17 protein-coding genes are annotated in these 22,364 nt (G+C 59.9%); 9 read left to right on the top strand and 8 right to left on the bottom strand.

Going from position 1 to position 22,364, the window contains the following annotated elements; translation table 11 throughout:
- The first annotated feature begins 214 nt into the window (after positions 1-214).
- Positions 215-961, top strand: a complete 747-nt coding sequence (locus P5689_RS10710; RefSeq protein WP_023979148.1) for a glucose 1-dehydrogenase — start codon at positions 215-217, stop codon at positions 959-961.
- Positions 962-1,059: 98 nt separating this feature from the next.
- Here P5689_RS10710 and P5689_RS10705 read toward each other — a convergent pair whose 3' ends face one another.
- Positions 1,060-2,868, bottom strand: coding sequence for a DUF885 family protein (locus P5689_RS10705; protein WP_285533136.1), 1,809 nt, complete (start codon positions 2,866-2,868; stop codon positions 1,060-1,062).
- Positions 2,869-3,057: 189 nt separating this feature from the next.
- Positions 3,058-4,647, bottom strand: a complete 1,590-nt coding sequence (locus P5689_RS10700; RefSeq protein WP_285533135.1) for an FAD-dependent monooxygenase — start codon at positions 4,645-4,647, stop codon at positions 3,058-3,060.
- Between the two features lie 50 nt (positions 4,648-4,697).
- On the opposite strand from P5689_RS10700, the gene P5689_RS10695 reads away from it, so the two are divergent.
- The 4 genes from P5689_RS10695 to P5689_RS10680 all read left to right on the top strand — a co-directional run bounded on the left by P5689_RS10695 (position 4,698) and on the right by P5689_RS10680 (position 8,763).
- A complete protein-coding gene (locus tag P5689_RS10695) occupies positions 4,698-5,384 on the top strand; it encodes a TetR/AcrR family transcriptional regulator (protein WP_285533134.1) in 687 nt (228 codons plus the stop codon).
- 166 nt (positions 5,385-5,550) lie between these two features.
- Positions 5,551-6,504: a metallophosphoesterase gene (locus P5689_RS10690; protein WP_285533133.1), complete on the top strand. Its 954-nt coding sequence runs from the start codon at positions 5,551-5,553 to the stop codon at positions 6,502-6,504.
- A 181-nt stretch (positions 6,505-6,685) separates the two neighbouring features.
- On the top strand, positions 6,686-7,963 hold the full coding sequence (locus P5689_RS10685) for an anthranilate synthase component I family protein (RefSeq protein WP_285533132.1): 1,278 nt from the start codon (positions 6,686-6,688) through the stop codon (positions 7,961-7,963).
- Complete coding sequence (locus P5689_RS10680) at positions 7,960-8,763, top strand: aminotransferase class IV (RefSeq protein WP_285533131.1); 804 nt, start codon at positions 7,960-7,962, stop codon at positions 8,761-8,763. The genes P5689_RS10685 and P5689_RS10680 overlap by 4 nt, the downstream gene beginning before the upstream one ends.
- A 47-nt stretch (positions 8,764-8,810) precedes the next feature.
- On the opposite strand, the gene cls is transcribed toward P5689_RS10680, so the two are convergent.
- Positions 8,811-10,259 (bottom strand): cardiolipin synthase, encoded by a 1,449-nt coding sequence (cls, locus tag P5689_RS10675; protein WP_285533130.1) that lies wholly within the window; start codon positions 10,257-10,259, stop codon positions 8,811-8,813.
- 118 nt (positions 10,260-10,377) lie between these two features.
- Positions 10,378-10,890, bottom strand: a complete 513-nt coding sequence (locus P5689_RS10670) for a hypothetical protein (RefSeq protein WP_285533129.1) — start codon at positions 10,888-10,890, stop codon at positions 10,378-10,380.
- Positions 10,891-11,134: 244 nt separating this feature from the next.
- Here P5689_RS10670 and P5689_RS10665 point away from each other — a divergent pair, with 244 nt between their 5' ends.
- Genes P5689_RS10665 through cyoD form a run of 4 tightly spaced genes read left to right on the top strand, consistent with a single transcriptional unit; the run spans position 11,135 to position 15,135 of the window.
- Positions 11,135-12,067, top strand: coding sequence for a cytochrome ubiquinol oxidase subunit II (locus P5689_RS10665; protein WP_285533128.1), 933 nt, complete (start codon positions 11,135-11,137; stop codon positions 12,065-12,067).
- Positions 12,068-12,104: 37 nt separating this feature from the next.
- Complete coding sequence (locus tag P5689_RS10660; RefSeq protein WP_285533127.1) at positions 12,105-14,168, top strand: cbb3-type cytochrome c oxidase subunit I; 2,064 nt, start codon at positions 12,105-12,107, stop codon at positions 14,166-14,168.
- Positions 14,168-14,821 carry a cytochrome (ubi)quinol oxidase subunit III gene (locus P5689_RS10655; protein ID WP_023979159.1) on the top strand — a complete coding sequence of 218 codons (654 nt, stop codon included), beginning with the start codon at positions 14,168-14,170 and terminating at the stop codon, positions 14,819-14,821. Before P5689_RS10660 ends, P5689_RS10655 begins: the two co-directional genes overlap by 1 nt.
- A complete protein-coding gene (cyoD, locus tag P5689_RS10650; protein ID WP_122049077.1) occupies positions 14,818-15,135 on the top strand; it encodes a cytochrome o ubiquinol oxidase subunit IV in 318 nt (105 codons plus the stop codon). Before P5689_RS10655 ends, cyoD begins: the two co-directional genes overlap by 4 nt.
- Here cyoD and P5689_RS10645 read toward each other — a convergent pair.
- The 4 genes from P5689_RS10645 to P5689_RS10630 all read right to left on the bottom strand — a co-directional run bounded on the left by P5689_RS10645 (position 15,132) and on the right by P5689_RS10630 (position 22,282).
- A complete protein-coding gene (locus P5689_RS10645; protein ID WP_285533126.1) occupies positions 15,132-17,234 on the bottom strand; it encodes a Hint domain-containing protein in 2,103 nt (700 codons plus the stop codon). The two genes, cyoD and P5689_RS10645, sit on opposite strands and share 4 nt — an antisense overlap.
- Positions 17,235-17,705: 471 nt before the next feature.
- Complete coding sequence (locus P5689_RS10640) at positions 17,706-18,584, bottom strand: SDR family oxidoreductase (RefSeq protein WP_285533125.1); 879 nt, start codon at positions 18,582-18,584, stop codon at positions 17,706-17,708.
- Between the two features lie 181 nt (positions 18,585-18,765).
- A complete protein-coding gene (locus P5689_RS10635) occupies positions 18,766-20,388 on the bottom strand; it encodes an NAD(P)/FAD-dependent oxidoreductase (protein ID WP_285533124.1) in 1,623 nt (540 codons plus the stop codon).
- Positions 20,389-20,593: 205 nt separating this feature from the next.
- Positions 20,594-22,282 (bottom strand): M28 family metallopeptidase, encoded by a 1,689-nt coding sequence (locus P5689_RS10630; RefSeq protein WP_408868543.1) that lies wholly within the window; start codon positions 22,280-22,282, stop codon positions 20,594-20,596.
- Positions 22,283-22,364: the final 82 nt, after the last annotated feature.

Below are 22,364 nucleotides of genomic sequence, written 5' to 3'. Positions count from 1 at the left end.
CGACAAGGGCCTTCGCTTTTTTTTGGTGTCATCGCTCCATAAATCCTTGAAACCGGGCTGCGCCCTATCATATGCATGATGTTGGAGCGATTGCTCCACAATTAAAGTTTCAACGCCTCCACTCTCTCCCATTTTATCCGTCACCTGTGCTGCCCGTATCGATCCCCCAACGGGGCACTGGCAGCCGTGACCGAACCGGACAGGTCAGAAGATCATGAGTAAACTTGCAGGAAAAGTCGCTGTTGTGACCGGCGCCTCAAAGGGTATTGGTGCTGGCATTGCTAAGGCACTGGCCGAGGCAGGTGCGTCGGTCGTCGTCAATTATGCTTCAAGCCGCGAAGGCGCTGACAAGGTGGTTGCGGCCATCACCGCATCGGGCGGCAAGGCCGTGGCCGTGCAGGGCGATGTGTCACACAAGGAAGAAGCCGCGGCCATTATCGCGAAGGCCATCGAGAGCTACGGGCGTCTCGATATCGTGGTCAACAATTCCGGCGTCTATGAATTTGCCGGGATCGAGGAGATCACAGACACGCATTTCCACCGCCTGTTCAATATCAATGTGCTCGGCCCGCTCTTCGTCACCCAGGCAGCCAGCCCGCATCTGGAGGCAGGGGCCAGCATCATCAATATCAGCTCGATCGTGACGCGCGTCACCCCGGCTCACGCTTCTGTCTATAGCGGCACCAAGGGTGCGCTGGATGCCATTACCGGCTCGCTCGCCAAGGAACTTGGCCCGCGTCAGATCCGGGTGAACGCCATCAATCCGGGTCTGGTCAAGACCGAGGGGACGAATACGGCCAGCGTCATCGGCTCGGAAATGGAACAGGCCATCATTGCCCAGACACCGCTCGGGCGCACCGGCGAGGTGCAGGATATCGCACCGCTTGCCGTTTTCCTGGCCTCGGATGATTCACGCTGGCTGACCGGCGAGATCCTGCTCGCCTCGGGCGGCCTGCACTGAGGGATCTTCTGGCGCAGCACGCCTTTGTGCTGCGCCAGAGAACTGACGGCCTTATCGCGGCCGGGTCAGGCCGGTTGCGATAAGGCGATGTGACGCGTTCAGGGCTTCGCGTGGCGGTTTTCTGCAATCCAGTCCTGCACGCGCTGGCGCAGCAGATCGAGCGGCATCGCGCCCTCATCCAGCACCAGATCATGAAAGCGCCGTTCATCGAAGCCGGTACCCAGTGCCTTCTCTGCCTGATGACGCAAATCGAGAATGGTCATCTCTCCAATCTTGTAGCCCAGAGCCTGACCCGGCCATGAGATATAGCGATTGGTCTCGTTCTGGATATTCTTCTCGGCAAGGGCCGTGTTGTCACGCAGGCAGGAAAGCGCCTCCTCTCGCGTCCAATTCTTCCAGTGTATGCCAACATCCATGACCAGACGGCAGGCGCGCCACATCTCCATGGAAAGCTGCCCAAAACGCTCATAGGGCGTCGGGTAAAGCGCGATCTCGCTTACCATCTGTTCGGAATACAAAGCCCAGCCTTCGACGAAGGCGGTCGTGGCATAATCACGACGAAAACCCGGCAGATCGGTCATTTCCTGCGCCAGGGCGATCTGGATATGATGGCCGGGCACCCCCTCATGCGCCACCAGTGAGGGCAATTCGTAAAGAGGCCGCTGGTCCAGATGGGAGGTGTTGATCATCAGCCCGCCCGAAATGCCAAGCGCCGGACTGCCCGGATCGTAGCGCCCTGTCGTATAGCCCTCTTCAATAGCGCGGGGCACTTCACGCACGCCATACGTCAGCCGAGGCAGCTTGCCGATCAGACGGGGCAGTTCGTTGTCGATCTTCTTGGCCAGAAAACTCGCTTTTTCCAGCAGGGCAAGCCGTGTCGTGACATAGAACTGCGGGTCTGCCTTCATGTGAGCCACAAAGGCCTTGAAATCACCCTTGAACCCGACGGCATCCATCTGGCGCTGCATCTCGCGGTGGATACGGGCAATTTCGGATTGCCCAAGCGCAAAGATCTGGTCCGGGCTCAGGGTGGTGGTGGTCTCCTGTTGCACCAGATAGACGTAATAGGCACGTCCGTCAGGCAAGGACGATGCCCCGAGAGTCGATCGGCTGGCAGGCAGATATTCCTTTGCGAAAAACACCGCCAGGGCCTTTTCCGAAGGCTTGATACGCTCATGGACGATGCGCTCTCCCTGCGCACGCAGTTCGTGACGCGTGGCTGCCGGCATCGTGGAGGGAAGTGAGTCGAAAGGCCGCAGGGCCGGGTTTTCACGCTCGGGCAGATCGGCCTGGGCCTGCACGGTATGGGCGGCAATATCCGCAATCAGCCTCGGCTGAACAAAGCCGGTGCGGATGCCGCGCCGCATATTGGCAATCTGCTGCGCATTGAAATCAGGGATACGGTTCATGCGCACCAGCCAGTGGCGCGCATCTGCCTCGCTGTGCAGGGGCGTGTTATCGGCGGCGTAGCCGATTTCCTGATAAAAACCTTCATCACTGGTGAACGGCATGCGCGAAGGGTCGAATTTCTGGCTCTCGATCGCCAGATCATTCTCCCAGATTATCAGGCGGGCATTGAGCAGATCCTCACCATGCAGCGCCTTCTGATCGAGCGCCGCCAGTCGGTCCCTGAACGCCAGACGTTGCGCAAGCCGCGTCTGCTCGGCCTTCGGGCTGTCATCAGGCCAGAGTTCGGCGGCAGCCTGATCACCGCGCGAGGCAGCAGAAACAGGGTCGAGCGTCGTGGTAAAGGCATCGTAATCACGGACAATATGACCAATATCATCGGCCAATGCCGCGCCGGGAACGCCCAGAAGGACCATGCTTCCAAGGGCCACGCTTCCAAGAGCCATACTCTTGAGCCGGGCCAGCCTGCCCCTTGCCGAGATCCCGTTCTGATTGCGCATGATGCCTCCTGAAAAACCGGTTCGCCCGCATAACGAACCGATCATCCGCATCCGTCAACGCCTCCCGGACGCATGAGACGACGGAGGACCAGATGATACCCTGCCATCCGCCCTCTGGCGCGGCGGCCCCGATAAGAGTTGGAGGGTGCGCGGCGTACAGGCGCACGAATTGTCAAAAAGCCGCCCGCGTCACCTCTGGGCCGATGATGGCGTACCGAACCAGCGTGACAAGGCGCGGGTCAGAGCGGGGGTGGCCTCGCGACCCCGCCAGGCGAGGCAGCCATCCGGGCGGTACAACGCGCTGTACTCCTCAGGCGTATCTGCAAGGACCAGATTGGGGGGCAGAATGGATAGATCAGCCCCCTGCCGCATGGCGGGAGAGAGCACGAATACCCCAGCCCCATGCTGCATCAGTTCATAGAGCGTCTCGCCGTTGGCCAGAGTCCTGTCCTCCGCGAGGCCGCCGAGGGTATCATCGTCACATGCCATACCCTTCTCCGGTGCGTCTTCATCCAGCGCATAGCGAATGGAAAACCCTTTCATCTCCGCGCTCAATTCAGCGGCGATATCCGCATTGGCCAGCATAGTCGCCATGACATCACGCAAGGCGCGTGACCGTGGATCGGGCCTCATGAGGGCGGCCTGCGCCAGCGTGTTGGCCAGTACGGATGCTGCCACCGGGCGCCGTTCTGTCTCATAGCTTCCAAGCAGGGCTTCGGCCTTGACGCCCGTTACAATTCCCCGCACCACTGCGGCGAGTTTCCAGCCCAGATTGGCCGCGTCGACCAGCCCAAGCCCAAGGCCCTGCCCACCAAAAGGGGCATGGATATGCGCCGCATCACCGGCCAGAAACAGCCGACCCTTGCGGTAGCGATCTGCCAGACGGGTATGGTCGGCCCAGCAGCGCCCACCGTGATAAGCGGCCAGAGGCACAGCCCGACCACAGATGCGCGCAAGAGCCGCCTCGACATCGGCACGGTTGGGGATTTCCTGTCCCGCCTCCGGAAGGCCGGAAAAATCGATCATGAAGAGCCTGCCGGGAACGGGGCCATAGGCCGTGACGCCACCCGGCTGCATCTGCCAGCCAGAGGGAAACGCGCTGTCAGACGCGGCAAACGTGACCGAAACCTGATAGAATTTCAGACTGGGAGGCGTGCCATCGAAGGTGAAACCACCCTTCTTGCGCAGCGTACTGCGGCCACCGTCGCACCCAACGGCATAGCGTGCCGCGATCTGTGCCGGTCGTTCCCCGTCGCGCCCGTGGACTGCGAGAGTGACGCGCTCGCTGTCATTCTGCACATCACACACTGTACAACCACGGCGAATGACAATGCCGCGGGAATACGCCTCGGTTTCGAGCGCCTGTTGCAGATAGCGTTGGTCAATCAGCCGTGTCGGGCGACGTGCATCGACAGGCTGGGCAGGCAGCGGGATGCTGCCAAAATGCCCGGCAAACCGCTTCTTCCGCGGCCGCATGTCCGCAGGCGCATCTTTATCCTCGCGGGAGAAAGCGCCCTGCGCCCAGCCACCGCGATTTTCGGCAAGGAAAGGGGCAACCAGGGCCTTCGTCTGCGCCTCCGCCGCATCGAGCGCCTGACCCATCCCTCGTCGCATCAGGGCTTCGGCGCCCAGCGGGCCAATGGACAAGGCCTTCTGCACGTCCTCGGCAGTGTCACGGGCCTCGAGCACCACACAGTCGACCCCTGCTATCGAAAGCTCGATGGCCAGGAGCAACCCGACGGGCCCAGCGCCCACAATGACGACATCGACATGTTCCATAGACCGAATCCATAATTGTACCGGGTATATTTTTCTGGTATGAGAGCGGCATGTCAACATCCATCAATCGGCAAGGCCGAAAACGTCAGGCCACGCGTCAGCGCATCTCCGATATCGCCACGGCGCTCTTCGCCACCCATGGCTTTGATCACGTGACGATCGATGCCATTGCCGAGGCTGCGGATGTAGGCCGGATGACGGTTTTCAATCATTTCGCCCGCAAGGAAGATCTGTTTTTCGATCGTGAAGACGAAATCAGGCAGATCATACGCGATGCGCTCACGGGGCCGCTTTCGGGCCACCCCCTCGATGTGCTGCGCCAGCTGGCTCATGAGATGGTCTCTAAAAACGCGCCTTTTCTGCGCTTTGCCCCCAAGACCCAGGGCTTCATTGACACGCTGACAGCCAGCGAAACCCTGAAATCACGCGCACGCGCCCTGCGCGATATCATGACGGATGACCTGCGCGAGGCATTGTCTGCTGCCCTGCCCTGCCCGCCCGATGACCCTTCATTGCATCTGGCTGCGGCGCTCCTTGTCACGGGCTGGACGACAGCCTTCATCGAGGCGCAGCGTCTCTATCGACGCGAAAACGACAGCCGATCAGCCCAGAACCTGTTCCTGTCACTCGTCGATACCAGCACCGTCTCGGCGCTCTATGCCCTGCGCCAGATCGACACCTCGCCCCAGACGAACCAGGTTTCGCCACGCGCCGGAAAGACGGGGGCACCTGACTGAAATCGTGCCCGTTCAACACGCAAGGATCGGCCACACTGTCACCAAAACTTAACCCTGCCCCCTTCCATGGCGGGCTATGGCTGCCGGTCTGTTATCCCGTGCGCGTCAGATTTCGCTTCGCTGCATCCTGTCACGCGCCTCATCCTGATTGTGCAAGGGGCTTTCGATGCTGCTACCCAGACGCCGGTTTCTCCGTTCCGCCGCCCTGACCGGCCTTGCAGCGGGCACTATCGGCCTGACAGATCGCGCACTGGCGCTCGCACCGCAGCGCCCGGCCATGCTCGGGCATGATGATTTCTCGTTCGTGTTCCTGACCGACACGCATATCCAGCCTGAGCTCGATGCCTCGAAGGGTTGTCTCGACTGTTTTCGCCAAGTGCGCAGCGCCAATGCCGATTTTACCCTGCAAGGCGGCGACCACGTTTTCGATGCCCTTGGCGTTCCCAAGTCACGCGCCCTGAGCCTGATGGATCTGTACAAGCAGACGGCCGACACACTGGGCCATCAGGTTTACAATACGATGGGCAATCACGACGTGATGGGCATCTATACCAAGAGCGGCATCGAGCCGAGTGACCCGCTCTATGGCAAGAAATACTACACCGATAATTTTGGCGCGCCCTACTACGCCTTCAACCACAAGGGTGTGCATTTTGTGGTGCTGGACTCGATCGGCATCACGGCTGATCGTTCCTATGAAGGGTTTATCGATCCGGCACAGATCGACTGGCTCAGCCGCGATCTCGCGGCCATGCCAGCGGGTATGCCGGTTATCGTGTCCACGCATATTCCGCTCGTCACCGCCGTCGAGGATTACGCGCCGCCACCGGGCAAAGCCCCGGCCCATCAGGGCACACGCGTCAAGAATGCGTGGCAGGTGCTGGAGCTGTTCGACCATTACAACGTGATCGGCGTGTTTCAGGGTCACACCCATGTGCTCGAAACCGTCACATGGCATGGCGTCCCCTATATCACCGGCGGCGCAGTCTCGGGTAACTGGTGGCACGGGACCCGCCTTGGCACGCCAGAAGGCTATCTGGTGGTGCGTGTCGAAAAGGGCCGCGTCATCCCCGATTATGTCACCTATGGTTTCAGGACCATCGACCCGAAAAACACCTGATCGGCCTGGGGCGTCAGCCAGCCTCGGATTTCAGGAACCAGCCGCACCCGTATGGTTCTGCCCAATTTCTGGACGGGACCATTCAGGCGCGGTAAGGCCGATTGATGCGGCATTTCACCTACCCGTCCTGTGTCTCTGGTGCTTCTCCCTCAGCGAGACGGCATCCGCAGGGATTCGTGTGATGCTGGAGCAGGAACTCCCCTGGCGCTCGCCCGACTCATTTATCGCCCGTTATGGCGATGAGGCCTGGGCGGTCATGCTCGATAGCGGCGGCCCCGCAGGCGCACGCAGCCGCTGGAGCTTTTTCTGCTGCCGGCCTGTCACAACGCTCACCACAGATGACAGCGCAGCCTGGGCGAAGCTCGATGCGCTGCTTCCTTCTGTCCCGCCGCTGGGCACCCTGCCTTTTTCAGGCGGTATCGTTGGTCTGGCGAGCTATGAGGCCGGGCTCGCGCTCGAAAATATTGTCTCGCGTCATAAACCGTTCATCCCCGGTGTCAGCGCAGCGCTCTATGAGGGCGCATTCGTCTTTGATCGTCAGGAAAAACGACTCTGGTGGAGCAGCTATTGCGATGCGGCCATGCCAATCCCCCTGCCCCAGTGTTCGACACCGCCCGTGCCCTTGCCGAAACTCGATTTCGTGGCCGATGCCGACCGCGAAACCTATTGCGAGGGCGTGCGCCAGATCATCGCGCGCATCAATCGCGGAGAGCTTTTTCAGGCCAACCTCACCACGCAGTTTCGCGCACGATGCGCTTCCCCGCTTGCCGCAGGGGCTGTCTATCGCAAGCTAAGGCGGGCCTCTCCCGCGCCATTCGGAGCGCTGTTCTCCCTGCCCGGCTTCTCGCTGCTCAGCGCCTCGGTCGAGCGCTTTCTGAGCATGGACCGTGAGGGCCATATCGAAACCCGTCCGATCAAGGGTACCGCAGCCCCCGGTCGCGATGCGGCAGAAGATGCCGCCATTGCCGACGCTCTGGCCCGTGACGAAAAGGAATATGCCGAGAACCTGATGATCACCGATCTGATGCGTAATGATATCGGGCGTGTGTCACAGATCGGTTCGGTGGATGTGCCCGTGCTGTGCGAGGTCGAGCGCTTTGCCCATGTGCATCATCTCGTCTCCTCGGTCACGGCACGTCTGGCACCGCATATGACGGCGCTCGATCTGCTGCGTGCCACGCTTCCTCCCGGTTCGGTCACGGGCGCCCCAAAGCACCATGCGCTCAAGGTGATTGACCAGACCGAACACGCTGCCCGTGGTGCCTATTGTGGAACGCTGTTTCGCATCGGGGCCGACGGTGCGCTCGACAGCAACGTGATCATTCGCAGCCTCATACTCAAACCCGACACCATAAGCCTCGGTGCCGGATGCGGCATCACCACTCTGTCGGACCCGGAACGGGAATATGACGAGCTCTGCCTCAAGGCAGCTCCCCTGCTCGGGCTTTTTGGCGCATGAAACAGGCCTGGCTGAACGGGCGTTTGTGCCCCGTGGCGCAGCTCCAGATCGATCCCGCCGACCGGGGCTTCACGCTGGGTGACGGGCTGTTCGAAACCATGAACATGCATCAGGGCCGAGTGCTTCGCCTGCACGCGCATCTGTCGCGTCTGGCAGAAGGGGCTGCGTTACTTCATCTGCCAATGCCAGGTGAACCCGCAATTCGCCACGCACTGACCAGCCTGATTACGGCCAATGGTGAAACAGAGGGCGCCCTACGCCTTACCCTCACACGCGGTGCCGGACCACGCGGCATCATTCCACCTGCCAACCCGCAACCGACCCTGCTGATCACCCAGGCCCCGCGTGCGGCGGCGCAGCCGCCCTGCGCCCTTCATATCAGCCGCTATCGGCGCGACGGGGCCTCGCCGCTCTCGCGTGTCAAACATCTCAACTACCTGCCGCAGATCCTCTCACGGATCGAAGCGCAGGAGGCCGGCGCTGACGATGCCCTCCTCCTGTCAGCGGATAATCTGCACATTGCCGAAGCGAGCGCGGCCAGCCTGATCGTCCTGCAAGACGAGCGCCTGCTCACGCCGCCCCTGATGGATGGCGCCCTGCCCGGCACGGTACGCGCGGCTCTGATAGGATCTGGCTTGTGCCACGAATTCCGCCTGACAACTGCATCCCTCATGGGCGCCGAAGCGGCATGGCTGGTCAGCAGCCTGTCCATCCGTGAGGTGAAATCCATCAAGGGCCACGCACTGCCGCTGCGACCAGAGTGGACAGCGCGACTTAACGCGACGCTATTTACAGATTGACGGGCAAACGCCTCGGAGCGAGGCGTCCTCCCGGTTGACGCATTCCCTTAAAGAACCGGGCCAATCATCGCGAGAGTGTTGTGCCAGAGCTGCCGGTACCACGGCCAGGCACATACATCGTCCAGCGTGATTTCGACCGCAGTATCCAGATAGCTTTGCTGGCGCTCGCGTATCTGGCGGGTGAAATCAGGGTCGGCAAGCAGGATGTTATTCTCGAAATTGAGGTCGAAACTGCGTCGGTCGAGATTGGCTGAGCCAATGAGCGCCATAGCGCCATCGAGCGTCAGGGCCTTGGTATGAAGCAGACCAAGCGGATATTCGAAAATACGCACCCCGGCCTCAAGCAACTCCTTGTAATAGCTGCGGCTTGCACCGGCGACGATCCATGAATCGTTTCGCGTCGGTACTGTCATGGTCACCTTCACACCCCGTCGGGCCGAAGCGCAGAGCGCGGCCTGAATGGGTTCGTCGGGCACGTAATAGGGCGTCGTGATGGTCAATTCATCTGCCGCAGCATTCATGAGCGAGACGAATATCTCAGGCATGGCCGCATAGCGCAGGGCAGCACTCGTGCCGATCACCTGCGCCACAAACCCCTCACCCTCGATAAGAGGGGCAGAGGCCAGAAGCGGACCGAGATCCTCATCCGTATGCGCCATCCAGTCCGTCGCAAAGAGATGCTGGTTCTGCAGCACGACCGGACCTTCGAACCGCGTCATCAGATCGACCCAGGGCGCGAATTTCGCCTTCACACGAAATTCCGGATCAGCGCAGTTCTGGCTGCCGCAATAGGTGACCCGGTTATCAATCACCACGATCTTGCGGTGATTGCGCATGTCCATGCGGCCATGGAGGGGCCAGGTCACGATGTTGCCAAGGGGCATGGCACGCACCAGATGCGCGCCGGCCTGCTTCATGCGTGCCCATGCCTCGTTATGGATCAGGCGACGCGAGCCAAGATCATCAGCCATCACACGGCAGGTCACACCGCGCGAGGCGGCACGACAGATCGCATCGATGATCTTGGTACCGTTATGATCGGTCAGCCAGATATAGAAGCAGATATGAACATGATCACGGGCCGCATCGATATCACGTACCATCGCGTCGATGGCACTGTTGGAATCTGGAAGCAGGCGCGCCTTGTTTCCTCCCTCGGGCGGGTAGCCGCTCGCTGACTGGCCGACCCTGAAGAGCGGCGCAAGGCGCGGTGGCAGGTGATATTTCTCTTCAGCATCGATCAGGGCTTCGCTGGTCTTGCCGGGAATACGGAGTGTCTTGCGGGCTTCGGTGATGCGGCTCACCAGCCTGCTGCCCATATTGGTCTCGCCCAGCATCAGATAGGCGAGCGTACCCAGAATGGGCAGCGCCGCAATGATCGCGACCCAGGCTACTCGTGAGGCAGGCTGACGGTGCGGGCGCATCAGGGCGCGCCCGATAAAGATCATCTGAACGATGAAGCTCAACGCTGCGCCAGTCAGGCGCCAGCCGGTCATTTCCATCCGCAAAAATCTCGATTGCTGAGGGGGGCAAGAAAAGGGAACAAGACAACGGTTCAGGTCCAGCGAACCGGGTAGCCCGCCCTCTACCCCGGTTCGGCAACTGACGCGGTTCTTATTGGGCCGCCAGCTTTTCGGTCTTGTCCGGCAGGAGCCTGAAACGCAGACGCATCACAGAAGCCCCGACATGGGCACCCTTGATGCTCATGGTCAGGTTGAGTTTGACGCCATACTGGTTTTCGAGCACAGCTGCCCCGACACCGGAGCCGATGGCGGCATCTGCCTTGACCGTCCAGTACGTGCCATCGAACTGATCAAGGCGGGCCAGATCCTTCACCGTGCCGGTACCTTTGACGGTGATATAGCCGAGAGACGCGATCCCACCCCCGCCGATTTCAAAGGCATAATCCCTGCCATTGTGGTGGAGGGATCCCTTGCCCCATTCGTATCCCAGACCACCCCCGACTTCCTTCAGGCTGAAGGAGATGGTGGAATCAGGTGTCGCGGCATCGGCTGTCTTCTCCTGCGGCAAGGCGGATGTTGCCATACCAGGCAAGGCATGAGCGGTTGTGGCGAGAAAACACAGAGGGAGTGACGCGGCAAAAGCCGCAAAAGAACGTGGGGTCATGACCTTCGCCTCCTTTTTTTGTTCGCTCAGGCTTGCTGTTCAGACGCCTCAGCCACCGCGCAGTTGCCTGAGGCCCAGTGTAGCGCCGAAAGGACGGCCTGCCTATTGCCCAGCCAGTAAGCGTGCCAACGCTTCCGGAGGCAAAAACATCAGACATGAAAAGACATTTTAAGGAGAAAAAAGGGAAACACTGATCACGATTGAGAGTTATCAGCCCGAACCCTTGCCATGGAACACGCCCCACGTGCCACGCCTCGCCCCGAACAGGTCGGCCCTGCGCCCTGGCCGACGTGTCCTTGCCCTGACAGCCATGGCGCTGCCGCTTCTCCTGCTCGGCGGATGTCAGACAGATCACATCTCGTTTCTCGCCCCCGCAGGCCCTATTGCAGCATTGCAGCGACACTGGTTCGAGCTTCTGGTTGCAGGCCTGATTCTGGTCATTCTTCCCGTGCTGATCGGCGTACCGTTTTGCCTGTGGCACTACCGGGCTGAAAACAGGCGAGCGACCTTCCGACCGGACTGGGATTTCACCCTGCCCCTCGAATTTCTCGTGTGGGGCTTTCCCGCTGTTGTTGTGATTGCTTTCTCCCTGCTCGTATGGGGGCCAGAGCGTCGTTACAGCCCGGAGCAGCCAATCACCGACGGCGCCCCGCTCAGCGTGGATGTGGTGGCCCTGAACTGGAAATGGCTATTCATCTATCCCGATGCGCATGTCGCGAGCCTTGACCATCTGGTGCTGCCCAAAGGACGCGAAATCGTGTTTCACCTCACCTCTGATGCCACCATGCAGTCGTTCCTCATCCCGTCTCTGGGCAGCCAGATCTATGCCATGGCGGGCATGGTCACCCGGCTTCATCTGTTGGCCGACCGACAGGGCCGATATCTGGGCGAAAACACCCAGTTCAACGGCATGGGCTTCCAGGATCAGAAATTTGCCGTCGATGTGGTGCCGCCTGACCAGTTCGAGCAGTTTCTGACGCAGGCCGGCCAGAGCACCCTGCATCTCGATACTCAGACCTATGACGCCGTGCGCAAGCAGGAAAATGGCCGCAAGACAGCGCAGACACTGCTGCATGATTCCAATGCCACCATGGCCAGCTTTTCGGCCGTACCTGATACCTTCTTTCATGACATCGTCAGCCGCTACGACGACTCCATGCCCCATGATCACGGCTGAACTGCCGTGATCCCGCCGTTGTCCGTGCAACGCCCCCATGACCGGAGACCTGCTTTTGCGCCATTTTCTTTTTGGTGAGCTCGGCTATGACGCCCTGCCATTTTATAGCGCAATCGCAACGGTTGCTGCCTCGGTGGTGGTGCTGGGGGCTGTGGCCGTGCTGGTTTTTGTCACCTGGCTGAAAGGCTGGAAGGCGCTCTGGACCGAATGGCTGACAAGCGTGGACCACAAGCGCATCGGCATCATGTACGTGGTGGTCTCATTCGTCATGCTGGCCCGCGCAGTGGTCGAGGCCGCTGTCATGCGTTCACAGCAGGCGGTGGCCTATAACAACCCTGGCTTCATTCCGCCGGAACATTTCGCCCAGCTTTTCACCACGCATGGCACGATCATGATTTTCTTCATGGCCATGCCGTTCCTGATTGGTGTGTACAACTTCGCCATGCCGCTCCAGATCGGCGCGCGGGATGTTTCCTTCCCCGCCATGAATTCCATCAGTCTGGGCCTGACCAGCGCGGGTGCGGTGCTGATGATGGTTTCGCTCTGCGTGGGCAAGTTCTCAACAGGAGGCTGGACCGGTTATCCTCCTTATACGGAGCTGTCGTTCAGCCCCGGCGTGGGGGTTGATTACTGGATATGGGCGCTCACGCTCAGTTCCATTGGCAATACGATGACCGGCATCAATTTTGCCGTCACGATCTACAAGAAGCGTGCACCGGGCATGACCCTGTTCCGTATGCCACTCTTTGCCTGGACGGCGCTGTGCATCTCTATCCTGATGATCTTTGCCATGCCGCCGCTCACGGTTGCGACACTCATGCTGGCGATGGATCGCTATCTGGGCATGCATTTTTTCACGAACGAGCTTGGCGGCAACATGATGAACTACATCAACATGTTCTGGCTGTTCGGTCACCCCGAGGTCTATATCCTCATTCTGCCCGCCTTTGGCGTCTATTCCGAAACCATCGCGACGTTTTCGAACAAGCGCCTGTATGGATACACCTCGCTGGTCTGGGCCACGATCTCCATTGCCGTTCTGTCCTTCACGGTGTGGCTGCACCATTTTTTCACCATGGGGCAGGATGGGAACGTCAATGCGGTGTTCGGCATTGCCACCATGCTGATCGCCATCCCCACCGGGGTGAAGGTGTATGACTGGCTGCTGACCATGGTGCGTGGGCGCATACGGACCAGCGTCCCGATGCTCTATGCCTGCGCCTTTATGGTGCTGTTTGTGGTCGGTGGCGCAACCGGCGTCATGCTCGCCAATCCGGGCTTCGATTATCAGGTGCACAACACCCTGTTTCTCGTGGCGCATTTTCATAACATGCTCATTCCCGGCCTGCTTTTCGGCATGCTGAGCGCCTATCACTACTGGTTCCCCAAGGCATTCGGGTTCCGGCTGCATGAAGGCTGGGGCCGGGTGATTTTCGGCTGCTGGGTCGGCGGCTTCATTCTGGCTTTCATGCCGCTGTATATTGTTGGTGCGCTTGGCATGCCGCGACGGAGCCAGGAATTCTTCGAGGTGGTCTATCGCCCTTATCTCTGGGTGGCTCTGTGTGGAGCGCTGCTCGTCCTGTGTGCGCTGGCCAGCATGGTCATTCAGCTCTGGACCAGCATACGCGACCGTCAGCTCCTTGCTGTGCCGGCAGGCGATCCCTGGAATGGCCGCACCCTGGAATGGTCTGTGGCGGCACCGCCACCCGAATACAACTTTGCGCTTATTCCCCAGATCGACAGTGTCGATGCCTTTCATCAGGCGAAGAAGCAGCACACGGCGTGGCGCGCACCGGAGCATTATTACGATATCGAACTGCCTTCGAGCACGCCGGTCGGGTTTGTCTGCTGCGTGGCCAGCGGCGTGTTCGGCTTTGCGCTTGTCTGGCACATCTGGTGGGCAGTCCTTCTTGGCGCAGCGGTGTTTTTCGGGGCGATTATCGTACGCAGCTTCAATCGCAAGACGTCCTATGTGATCCCGGCTGCGGAGATACGGGCGACCGAAGAACGCTGGCTGCTGACCCTGCGCGAAAGCCCGGCCATTTCCAATGATGCCATGTTTACGACCGCCAATCGCGGTCTGGTCAGGGAGCCTGTCTGATGGCGGCGGATGTTCACGGCAAGGGGCCGAGCCATATCGGTATCCGTCTGAGCCATTCAGCACCGGAATCACACCAGGAAGCTGTGCGCTCCCAGGCCGAGGAAGCCCTGTTCGGGTTCTGGGTCTTTCTAATGAGCGACCTCATTATCTTTTCGATGCTCTTCGCCACCTATGCGACAATGGGGCACTCTCTGGCTGGTGGGCCCGGCCCGCATGAACTGTTCGATCTCTCCTCCGCAGCGTGGGAGACCGTGGCCCTCCTTTTGAGCAGCTTCACCTGCGGTCTTGCGACGCTGGCCATGCGTTATGACCGCTCGACGGGCAAGACATTATTCTGGTTTGCAGTCACCCTGGCGCTGGGCATCGTGTTCCTGTCGCTTGAGCTGCATGACTTTATCAGCATGGCGCAAAAAGGCGGTGTTCCGTCGCGATCCGGCTGGCTCTCGGCAAGCTGGGCGCTGATCGGCACGCATGGTCTGCATGTCACGAGTGGCTGCATATGGATGCTGATCATGTTTGCGCAGGTCGCGAAATTCGGCCTTGATCCGCTGGTGCAGACACGCTTCATGCGCCTGGCCCTGTTCTGGCATTTTCTCGATATTGTCTGGATCGGGATTTTTTCGATCGTCTATCTGCTGGGAGCCCTGTCATGAGCGATCGTCATGCGCAGGAGCGCCGTCAGGAACTGCACGGTTACATCATTGGTCTGGCCCTTGCACTACTCCTGTCCGCCATACCTTTTGCGGGGGTCATGCTGGGGTTGTTACCGCGCCCGAGCCTGATCTGGATCATCGCCCTGCTGGGGCTTGCTCAGGTCGTGGTGCATTTCCGGTTCTTCCTGCATATCGACCTGTCGCGCTCCCATCGTGACGACCTGCAGCTGATCCTGTTTTCGCTGCTGATCGTCATCCTGATGGTGGGTGGAACGCTATGGGTGCTCGGCAACCAGCGCCATATGATGGGCTAGGGCCGCCAGTCAGGCAGCCCGTGCTTACGAATGACCTGCCGGTCGCAATACGGTCCGGCGGCGACAATGCGTACGCTGAGCAGTGCAGGATCGTCCTGCACGGGCAGGTCGAGCGGCAAGGTGGCGTGACCCAGCGTCCAGCGACAATCCCCGCCCTGCGCCCCGTCCCATCCCGGCAAGGCGTCCTGTTCCAGATGGGTCCGGATGTCATGCGTGCCATCCGGGCGATAGAGCGTGATATCACCGACCAGCACACCAAGTTCGCGACGGTCATCGACGAAGGGCCCCAGCGTATCGAATGGTCGCGCACGGCGTGACACAAACCGGACGCGCTCTACCCCCGGCGGGAGAGCGAACAACACCTGATCGCCAGCACGTCGCCGCTGCTCGATACGTCGCCCGCCGTCAGTCACAAGATACAACCCGTGATCGTGGTCAGAAGCATCTCTTGCTGTCTGCTCACTGCCGCACCGCGCCAGGACAGCGTTATATATCGGCTCGACGAAAGTCCGATCCACGCGCAAAGGCGCAGCCCCGTGAGACGCCCAGCTGCGATAGCGTGTCAGACCCTTGCCTTCGCGATCATGCAGCGGCGTGACGGTATCAAGATAGCTCTCGGTAAGAACGTTATTGGCGCAGATGATGCCATGTCGGGACAGTTCGACATGGTAATAATCATAGCTTTCGTATTCGCGCGCATAGCGAGTGGACTGCCCGTTGACGAGCATCCGGGCCGGTATGAATCCGCCATCGAAATAAAGGCAATGCTCTGCCGTTACCAGCAGATCCCGGTCGGGTATGTTCTGCCCGAGACTATGAGCGCTGATCCGGACCGGGAAACCGGCCATATCGTCATCATGCAGGTTCTCGACGATGGCGCGCGCTTTACAGACGCGTGAAACTGTCTCGACACAACGCACATCATCCCGATAGACCACGACTTCCTGTCCTGCCCTCAGGGCCTCGACGGCGCAGGGGCCTTGCGGCGTCTCGATCATGGCACCCGCAAGAAAGCAGGTTGTGGCGGTACCGCCGTAAATCGAGAGCTGGCCGCCGGACGTTACCACCGGATCAATGATCGTCGCGCCACTGCTGATAACAACAGGTGCCCCTGCCGAAATCGTCGGGTTGATGAGAGTCGCCCCATTGAGGGCGTAAACCGTATCAGCCGTGTAGCCGCTGTTGAGAAAGATATCATTGACCGAACTTGCGCCCGCGCTGTAACGCACCGGGTTCGAATTCAGCAGGTTGCCACTCTTGATCCCGCCCCCATCGACATAGACATACCCGTTATTGATCTGGGAATTGAGCAGGGTTCCTCCGTTGAGCACCGAGACGACAGGCGTCCCCCCCAGAACGAGCAGCCCGGACACTGTCGCACCACTGGCAATATAAAGCGTGCCACCACTCAAACGGAGGGGGGCCTCGACAGCCGTACCGGCAGCGTTTTTGTAGATGGTCTTGCCGCCACTCAGCACCGCCGACCAGACACCTGTCACCGTTGTCACCCCGCTTGTGGGCATGACAGGCGCCGAGTTCACTGGCGCACCGACAATTGTACTGATGAAGGCCGAGCCACCCGGCTGAATATTCAGCCCTGAGACCACCGAACCCGCACTGAACGTGACAACCCCGCCGGACGACACGGTGACGCCATTGACCGTAGCACCTGAGTAGAAAATCATCGGGCCACCAGCAGATGTCGTGGCATTGGTTACAATCGATCCAGCACTAAAATAAGCGGTATCGGCGCCATAACCGCCACCAGCGTAATATGAGTCTCCAATCGACTGGGCGCCACTGAAGTAATAGGCCGGGTCGGAATTGAAAACATTACCGCTGGTCGTAGCCCCCTGAAGCGCGGAGACATAACCGTTGGTGATGGTTGAGCTGAGCAATGTGCCGCCAGAGTACACAATGATGTTGGGGATATTGCCAGAATTGGACACACCGGCAGCGGTTGCACCACTTGTCACATAGAGTGTTGCCCCCCCGACAAGCTGTACCGGGCCTTCCTGGATCGTCGTACCGCTTTGATAGACCGTCTCACCCTTGTCGTTCAAAACTGCGGACCAGGTTCCCGTGATGTTGGTGGCCACTCTCGCATTCCTTCAGCATCCGTGCCGCCTGCGATAACCATGACGCACGCAACCACACCAAGAAATTGGAGAATACGTCACGACTTACACAAATACAGACATAAAGTATATAACATCATGACGCAGAAATAAAATATGAAGTAGAGATTATACCCCATACATACATCAACGAATTTGCGTTGACTGCATTTTAACAGTCATTGATCATAATGACAAACAAGTTTGTATGAGTTATCATGTCAAATGCGTCAAATTATTATTTCTTGCATTTATGAATGATTATGTTCGAGTTAATCGAGCTCAATTAACTCATTATTTGGGAAGAGCTTCGTATTCAGCCAGATAGGTCGTCTCCCTAAGCGTGGGCGGCCTGTCCGAGCTGCCGGACCGATCCTGATTACCAGCAAAAACACCCGATGCAGCGATCATGCCACATCGGGTGTCAGTTCTTCGGTGGACTTATGCCGGGCCTCAGAGTTGCGGCATGCCCCCATGTACCGGCAGCAGGGCTCCTGTCGTGTAGCTGTTATTCGGGTCTGCCAGATAGACGTAGGCTCCCGCCAGTTCAGCCGGCTGGCCAGGACGCCCCATCGGGGCCTGCGAACCGAAATCCTTATGCTGTTCAGGCGGCATCCCGGTTGCAATGAACGGCGTCCAGATCGGGCCAGGGAGTACTGCGTTTACGCGAATACCCTTCTCGACCAGACTTCCGGCGAGCCCAACGGTGAAATTGGCAATTGCCGCCTTGGTCATCGAATAGGGAATGAGAATGGGCATCGGCGTGCGTGTGTTCACCGATGAGGTATTGATGATCGAGGCCCCCGGCTTCAGGTGCGGCAGGGCTGCCTTGGTGATGTAGAACATCGCATGGATATTCGTGTCGAAATGGCGACGCCATTCCTCATCCTCGATATCAAGAAAATTCTCTCTTGGATGCTGGAAAGCAGCGTTATTGACCAGAATATCGAGCCCACCGAAGGCCTCAACCGTCTGGCTCACTAGATGCTCGCAATGGGATTTTTCGCGGATATCGCCGGGCAGGAGCAGGCAACGACGACCGGCCTTCTCCACCGATCGCGCGATATCCTGTGCGTCCTGCTGTTCGGCCTCGAGATAAGACAGGGCGATGTCTGCCCCTTCCTTTGCATAGGCGACTGCCACGGCGCGTCCGATGCCGGAATCTCCCCCTGTGATCAGGGCGACGAGACCGCTCAGGCGATTACTGCCCTGATAGCTCTCATCACCATAATCGGGCTCGGGCTTCATCCTTGCGGAGACACCCGGGAATTCCTGCGGTTGCACCTCGAAAGGAGGGCGGGCATAACGCGTGCGGGGATCGATAAGGGTCATGATGGCTCAACTTCTCGAAAGATGATGAGCCTGCAACGGCGGCCAACCGACGCGGTTCTGCCTATTTATTATCGCGCTGCCATGCAACTCTTGGGCCGGACCGCGGGCGCAGTGAAATTACCCCGCTCCATGCAGAACAGATGCTACCCCTTCGTATGAGCGAATATGCCGCCGCCGAGACTCAGCCCTCGGCACTGGCCTTAGCGCCCCGATGATCCCCGATCACCCATTCGGCGGCGCGAATGCCATCTATACCCGCCGAAAGAATACCCCCGGCATAGCCTGCGCCCTCACCAGCCGGGAAAAGGCCGACCAGCCCGGGGCTCTGCCCCGTCTCATCACGCGGCATCCGGATGGGCGACGAGGTACGTGTTTCCACCCCGGTCAGCACGGCATCGCCCATCGAGAACCCCTTGAGCTTGCGCTCGAAAGCCGGCAGCGCCTCGCGAATGGCCTCGACCGCAAAATCCGGCAGGCAGAGCGACAGATCAGTTGGTGTCACGCCAGGCTTATAGGAGGGTACGACCTCACCCAGATGGGTCGAGGGGCGATTGGCCAGAAAATCCTCAACACGCTGGGCGGGTGCGCGATAATCCCCGCCACCTGCGACAAAAGCAGCCCGTTCCCAGTGGCGCTGGAACGCAACGCCGCCCAGTACATCCCCCGGATAGTCACGCTCGGGCGAGACATCCACCACAATACCGGCATTGGCGTTACGCTCGGCGCGTGAATACTGGCTCATGCCATTTGTCACGACCTGCCCTGGTTCGGAAGTAGCGGCGACAACCGTACCACCGGGGCACATGCAAAAGGAATAAACCGCCCGCCCGTTTTTCGCATGATGCACAAGCTTGTAGTCGGCCGCCCCCAGAAGCGGGTGGCCACCCTGGTCGCCAAAGCGTGCGCAATCGATCAGCGATTGCGGATGCTCGATACGCACCCCGATGGAGAACGGCTTGGGCACCATGGGCACGCCCGCATCACGCAGCATCTCGAACGTATCGCGCGCGCTGTGACCCACCGCCAGGATGGCGCGGTCGGTATCGAGCGTGCTGCCATCGGAAAGAACGAGCCCAGTCAGACGCCTTGGCTCGCCCTCGGTACGCAGACCATCCACGCGCACGCCAAAACGATATTCACCCCCCAGACGCTCGATCTCGGCACGGATATGCTCCACCATCGAGACCAGCCTGAATGTCCCGATATGAGGTTTGGAAACGTAAAGAATTTCCTCCGGTGCGCCTGCCTTAACGAACTCTTCCATCACCTTGCGGCCCAGATGGCGAGGATCGCTCACGCCGCTATAGAGCTTGCCGTCCGAGAAGGTCCCTGCCCCACCTTCGCCGAACTGCACATTGCTTTCAGGTGTCAGTTCAGAGCGACGCCACAGGGCAAACGTATCCACCGTGCGCTCACGCACAATCTTTCCGCGCTCGATGACGATGGGCTTGAGACCGGCCTGCGCCAGAACCAGCGCCGCCATCACACCGCAGGGCCCGGCGCCGATTACCACAGGACGAAGAGGACCCGGTTCAGCCGAGGGTGCCTTGTAGCGGATCTCTGGTGTCGGCATCACCGAGACCGTGTTTTCATGGGCGGCGAGAACGGCAGCTTCATTCTCGACCGCGCAATCGACGCTGTAGATCAGCATGATGCGCCCGCGCTTGCGGGCATCATAGCCACGCCGGGCGATGGTGAACGCTGTCAACGCCTCGGATGGCACACCGAGACGCTGAAGAATGGCCTCGCGCAGGGCATCGTCTGAATGGTCGAGAGGGAGCCTGAGTTCTGTTAGCCGGATCATGTGGGCTGCAAGTCACGAACTAGGCGTGTCTTGTCAAGAAGAATAGCGCGATCTGCCTCGATCTGACAGGCTACACCGGCAGGACGAGGCCTCCTCTGCACAATGTCACCTTGTGCTGTCGCCATCGGGATACGTGCCCACTGCATTGCTGATAGCCCTATGACAGGCAGGGCTGAGGCCATTCCCGGCCTCCACCCCACACCCGTCAGAGTGCGGGGCGCTGCGACTCCGTGTGTTCACGGATCGCCTTGAATTCCGAACCCTGCTTCCAGCTTGGCCACATGCGCGAAAAGGCCAGACTTCTGCCCACTTCGTAAAGTGCCGCGGCGTCCTCAGCCGCCCCGCGCAGATCCCAGCTGGCGCTCCAGGCATCGCAGGGCTGATGATAGCAGGCCATATAGCCCTCAAGCCATTTGCGACCCGCTGGAACACCACCGTTTACGAGGTCCGGATATCCGGCCAGATCCATGATCGGCAGCACCGGCACACCGGCACGGGCAAAAGGCAGATGATCGGCGCGGTAGAAAGCCCCGCGTTCAGGCAGGGCTTCGTTGACGGTCACACGCCCCTGCGCGGAAGCGATCGTCGCGAAGTCATCCTGCAGACTGTCCTGCCCGGCCCCTACGAGGAAGGCATTGCGCGAGAGACCTCCCATCTGCAGCACGTCGATCGTGAAATTCGCAACCGTCTTGGGCAGAGAGATGAGGGGATGCTCGACATACCAGGTCGACCCCAGAAGCCCACGCTCCTCAGCCGTCCAGGCGCTGAAGAGAATCGTCCGCTCCGGCTGAGGGCCGGATTTGAAGGCACGGGCAATTTCCAAGACCGCCGCAATGCCCGAAGCGTCGTCAATGGCGCCGCGCCGTATCAAGGCCTCGCCATTGGGGCCACGGCTTTTGCCGAACGCATCCCAATGGGCCCCGTAGACGATCGTCTCGTCAGGATGAGTGCTACCCGGAAGCTTGGCCAGAACATTCCGGCTTTGCAGATGCGACGTGGTGACATCCAGCGTCGTGGTCATGGTGACACCCGGCAGGGTGACAGGCGTGAAATCGGCGCGACGTGCCTGCACGCTCAGCTTGTCCAGATCGAGACCCGCTCGAGCAAACAGGTCATGGGCCGCCTGCCCCTCCAGCCAGCCTTTGACGACCAGCGATTCCGCCTTGCCCTTGCGCTCGAGATCGAAGGCCTCTCCCCCCGCCGCAATGACTGTGCTCCAGGGATAGGAAGCGGCCTCTGTATCATGGATGATCAGCGCGCCAACGGCGCCTCTGCGGGCCGCTTCCTCGTATTTGTAGGTCCAGCGACCGTAATAGGTCATGGTCCGACCGCCGAAACGACCATGCACGGGCTCATCCGCCATAGCCTTGAAGTCAGGATCGTTGATCAGGATGACCGCAATCTTGCCCTTGAGATCGACATTCTTGAAATCATCCCAGTCGCGGGCCGGTGTAGTGACGCCATACCCGACAAACACGAGCGGTGCGTCCGTAATGCGTATCTGGGACGACGGTGTCCCGGTGGTGAGATAAATCTGTTCCGATTGATGGAAATCGAGCCCTTCCGCCCCACCAGTCTTAAAATGAACCAGGGAGTCGGGCGCGATCCGCGTGTGGATCATCGGGACTTCCTGGGTCCAGCTCCCGTTATCCCCCGCTGGCTCCAGACCAATCGCCTGGAACTGGGAGACGATGTAATTGACCGTCCGGATCGCCCCCATCGTGCCGGGTGCCCGTCCCTCGAATGGATCTGAGGCAAGCGTACGAATCACATCCGACATGCGGCCGGGCTCCATCGGCGCATAGACCAGCGGTTCAGCCGCACGGGCTGGCATTCCGGCCAGAACCGTTCCGACGATGAGGGCTGCAACGGAAGGGCGTAGCGATCGCATCATGTTTTCCTTGCTTTTATGGGACGCGATAACGTCTCGGTCACGCTGTTCCGCTGAAAGCGGTACAGTAGTGGTAGGGGGATGA

Source organism: Asaia sp. HumB, from assembly GCF_030263835.1.
GTDB classification, from domain to species: domain Bacteria; phylum Pseudomonadota; class Alphaproteobacteria; order Acetobacterales; family Acetobacteraceae; genus Asaia; species Asaia bogorensis.
This window is presented reverse-complemented; position numbering and strand designations above follow the sequence as displayed.

Coding starts and splice junctions, on each gene's coding strand:
- P5689_RS10710 (WP_023979148.1), top strand. CDS start 215: ATGAGTAAACTTGCAGGAAAAGTCGCTGTTGTGACCGGCGCCTCAAAG.
- P5689_RS10705 (WP_285533136.1), bottom strand. CDS start 2,868: ATGCGCAATCAGAACGGGATCTCGGCAAGGGGCAGGCTGGCCCGGCTC.
- P5689_RS10700 (WP_285533135.1), bottom strand. CDS start 4,647: ATGGAACATGTCGATGTCGTCATTGTGGGCGCTGGGCCCGTCGGGTTG.
- P5689_RS10695 (WP_285533134.1), top strand. CDS start 4,698: ATGTCAACATCCATCAATCGGCAAGGCCGAAAACGTCAGGCCACGCGT.
- P5689_RS10690 (WP_285533133.1), top strand. CDS start 5,551: ATGCTGCTACCCAGACGCCGGTTTCTCCGTTCCGCCGCCCTGACCGGC.
- P5689_RS10685 (WP_285533132.1), top strand. CDS start 6,686: ATGCTGGAGCAGGAACTCCCCTGGCGCTCGCCCGACTCATTTATCGCC.
- P5689_RS10680 (WP_285533131.1), top strand. CDS start 7,960: ATGAAACAGGCCTGGCTGAACGGGCGTTTGTGCCCCGTGGCGCAGCTC.
- cls (WP_285533130.1), bottom strand. CDS start 10,259: ATGACCGGCTGGCGCCTGACTGGCGCAGCGTTGAGCTTCATCGTTCAG.
- P5689_RS10670 (WP_285533129.1), bottom strand. CDS start 10,890: ATGACCCCACGTTCTTTTGCGGCTTTTGCCGCGTCACTCCCTCTGTGT.
- P5689_RS10660 (WP_285533127.1), top strand. CDS start 12,105: ATGACCGGAGACCTGCTTTTGCGCCATTTTCTTTTTGGTGAGCTCGGC.
- P5689_RS10655 (WP_023979159.1), top strand. CDS start 14,168: ATGGCGGCGGATGTTCACGGCAAGGGGCCGAGCCATATCGGTATCCGT.
- cyoD (WP_122049077.1), top strand. CDS start 14,818: ATGAGCGATCGTCATGCGCAGGAGCGCCGTCAGGAACTGCACGGTTAC.
- P5689_RS10640 (WP_285533125.1), bottom strand. CDS start 18,584: ATGACCCTTATCGATCCCCGCACGCGTTATGCCCGCCCTCCTTTCGAG.
- P5689_RS10635 (WP_285533124.1), bottom strand. CDS start 20,388: ATGATCCGGCTAACAGAACTCAGGCTCCCTCTCGACCATTCAGACGAT.
- P5689_RS10630 (WP_408868543.1), bottom strand. CDS start 22,282: ATGATGCGATCGCTACGCCCTTCCGTTGCAGCCCTCATCGTCGGAACG.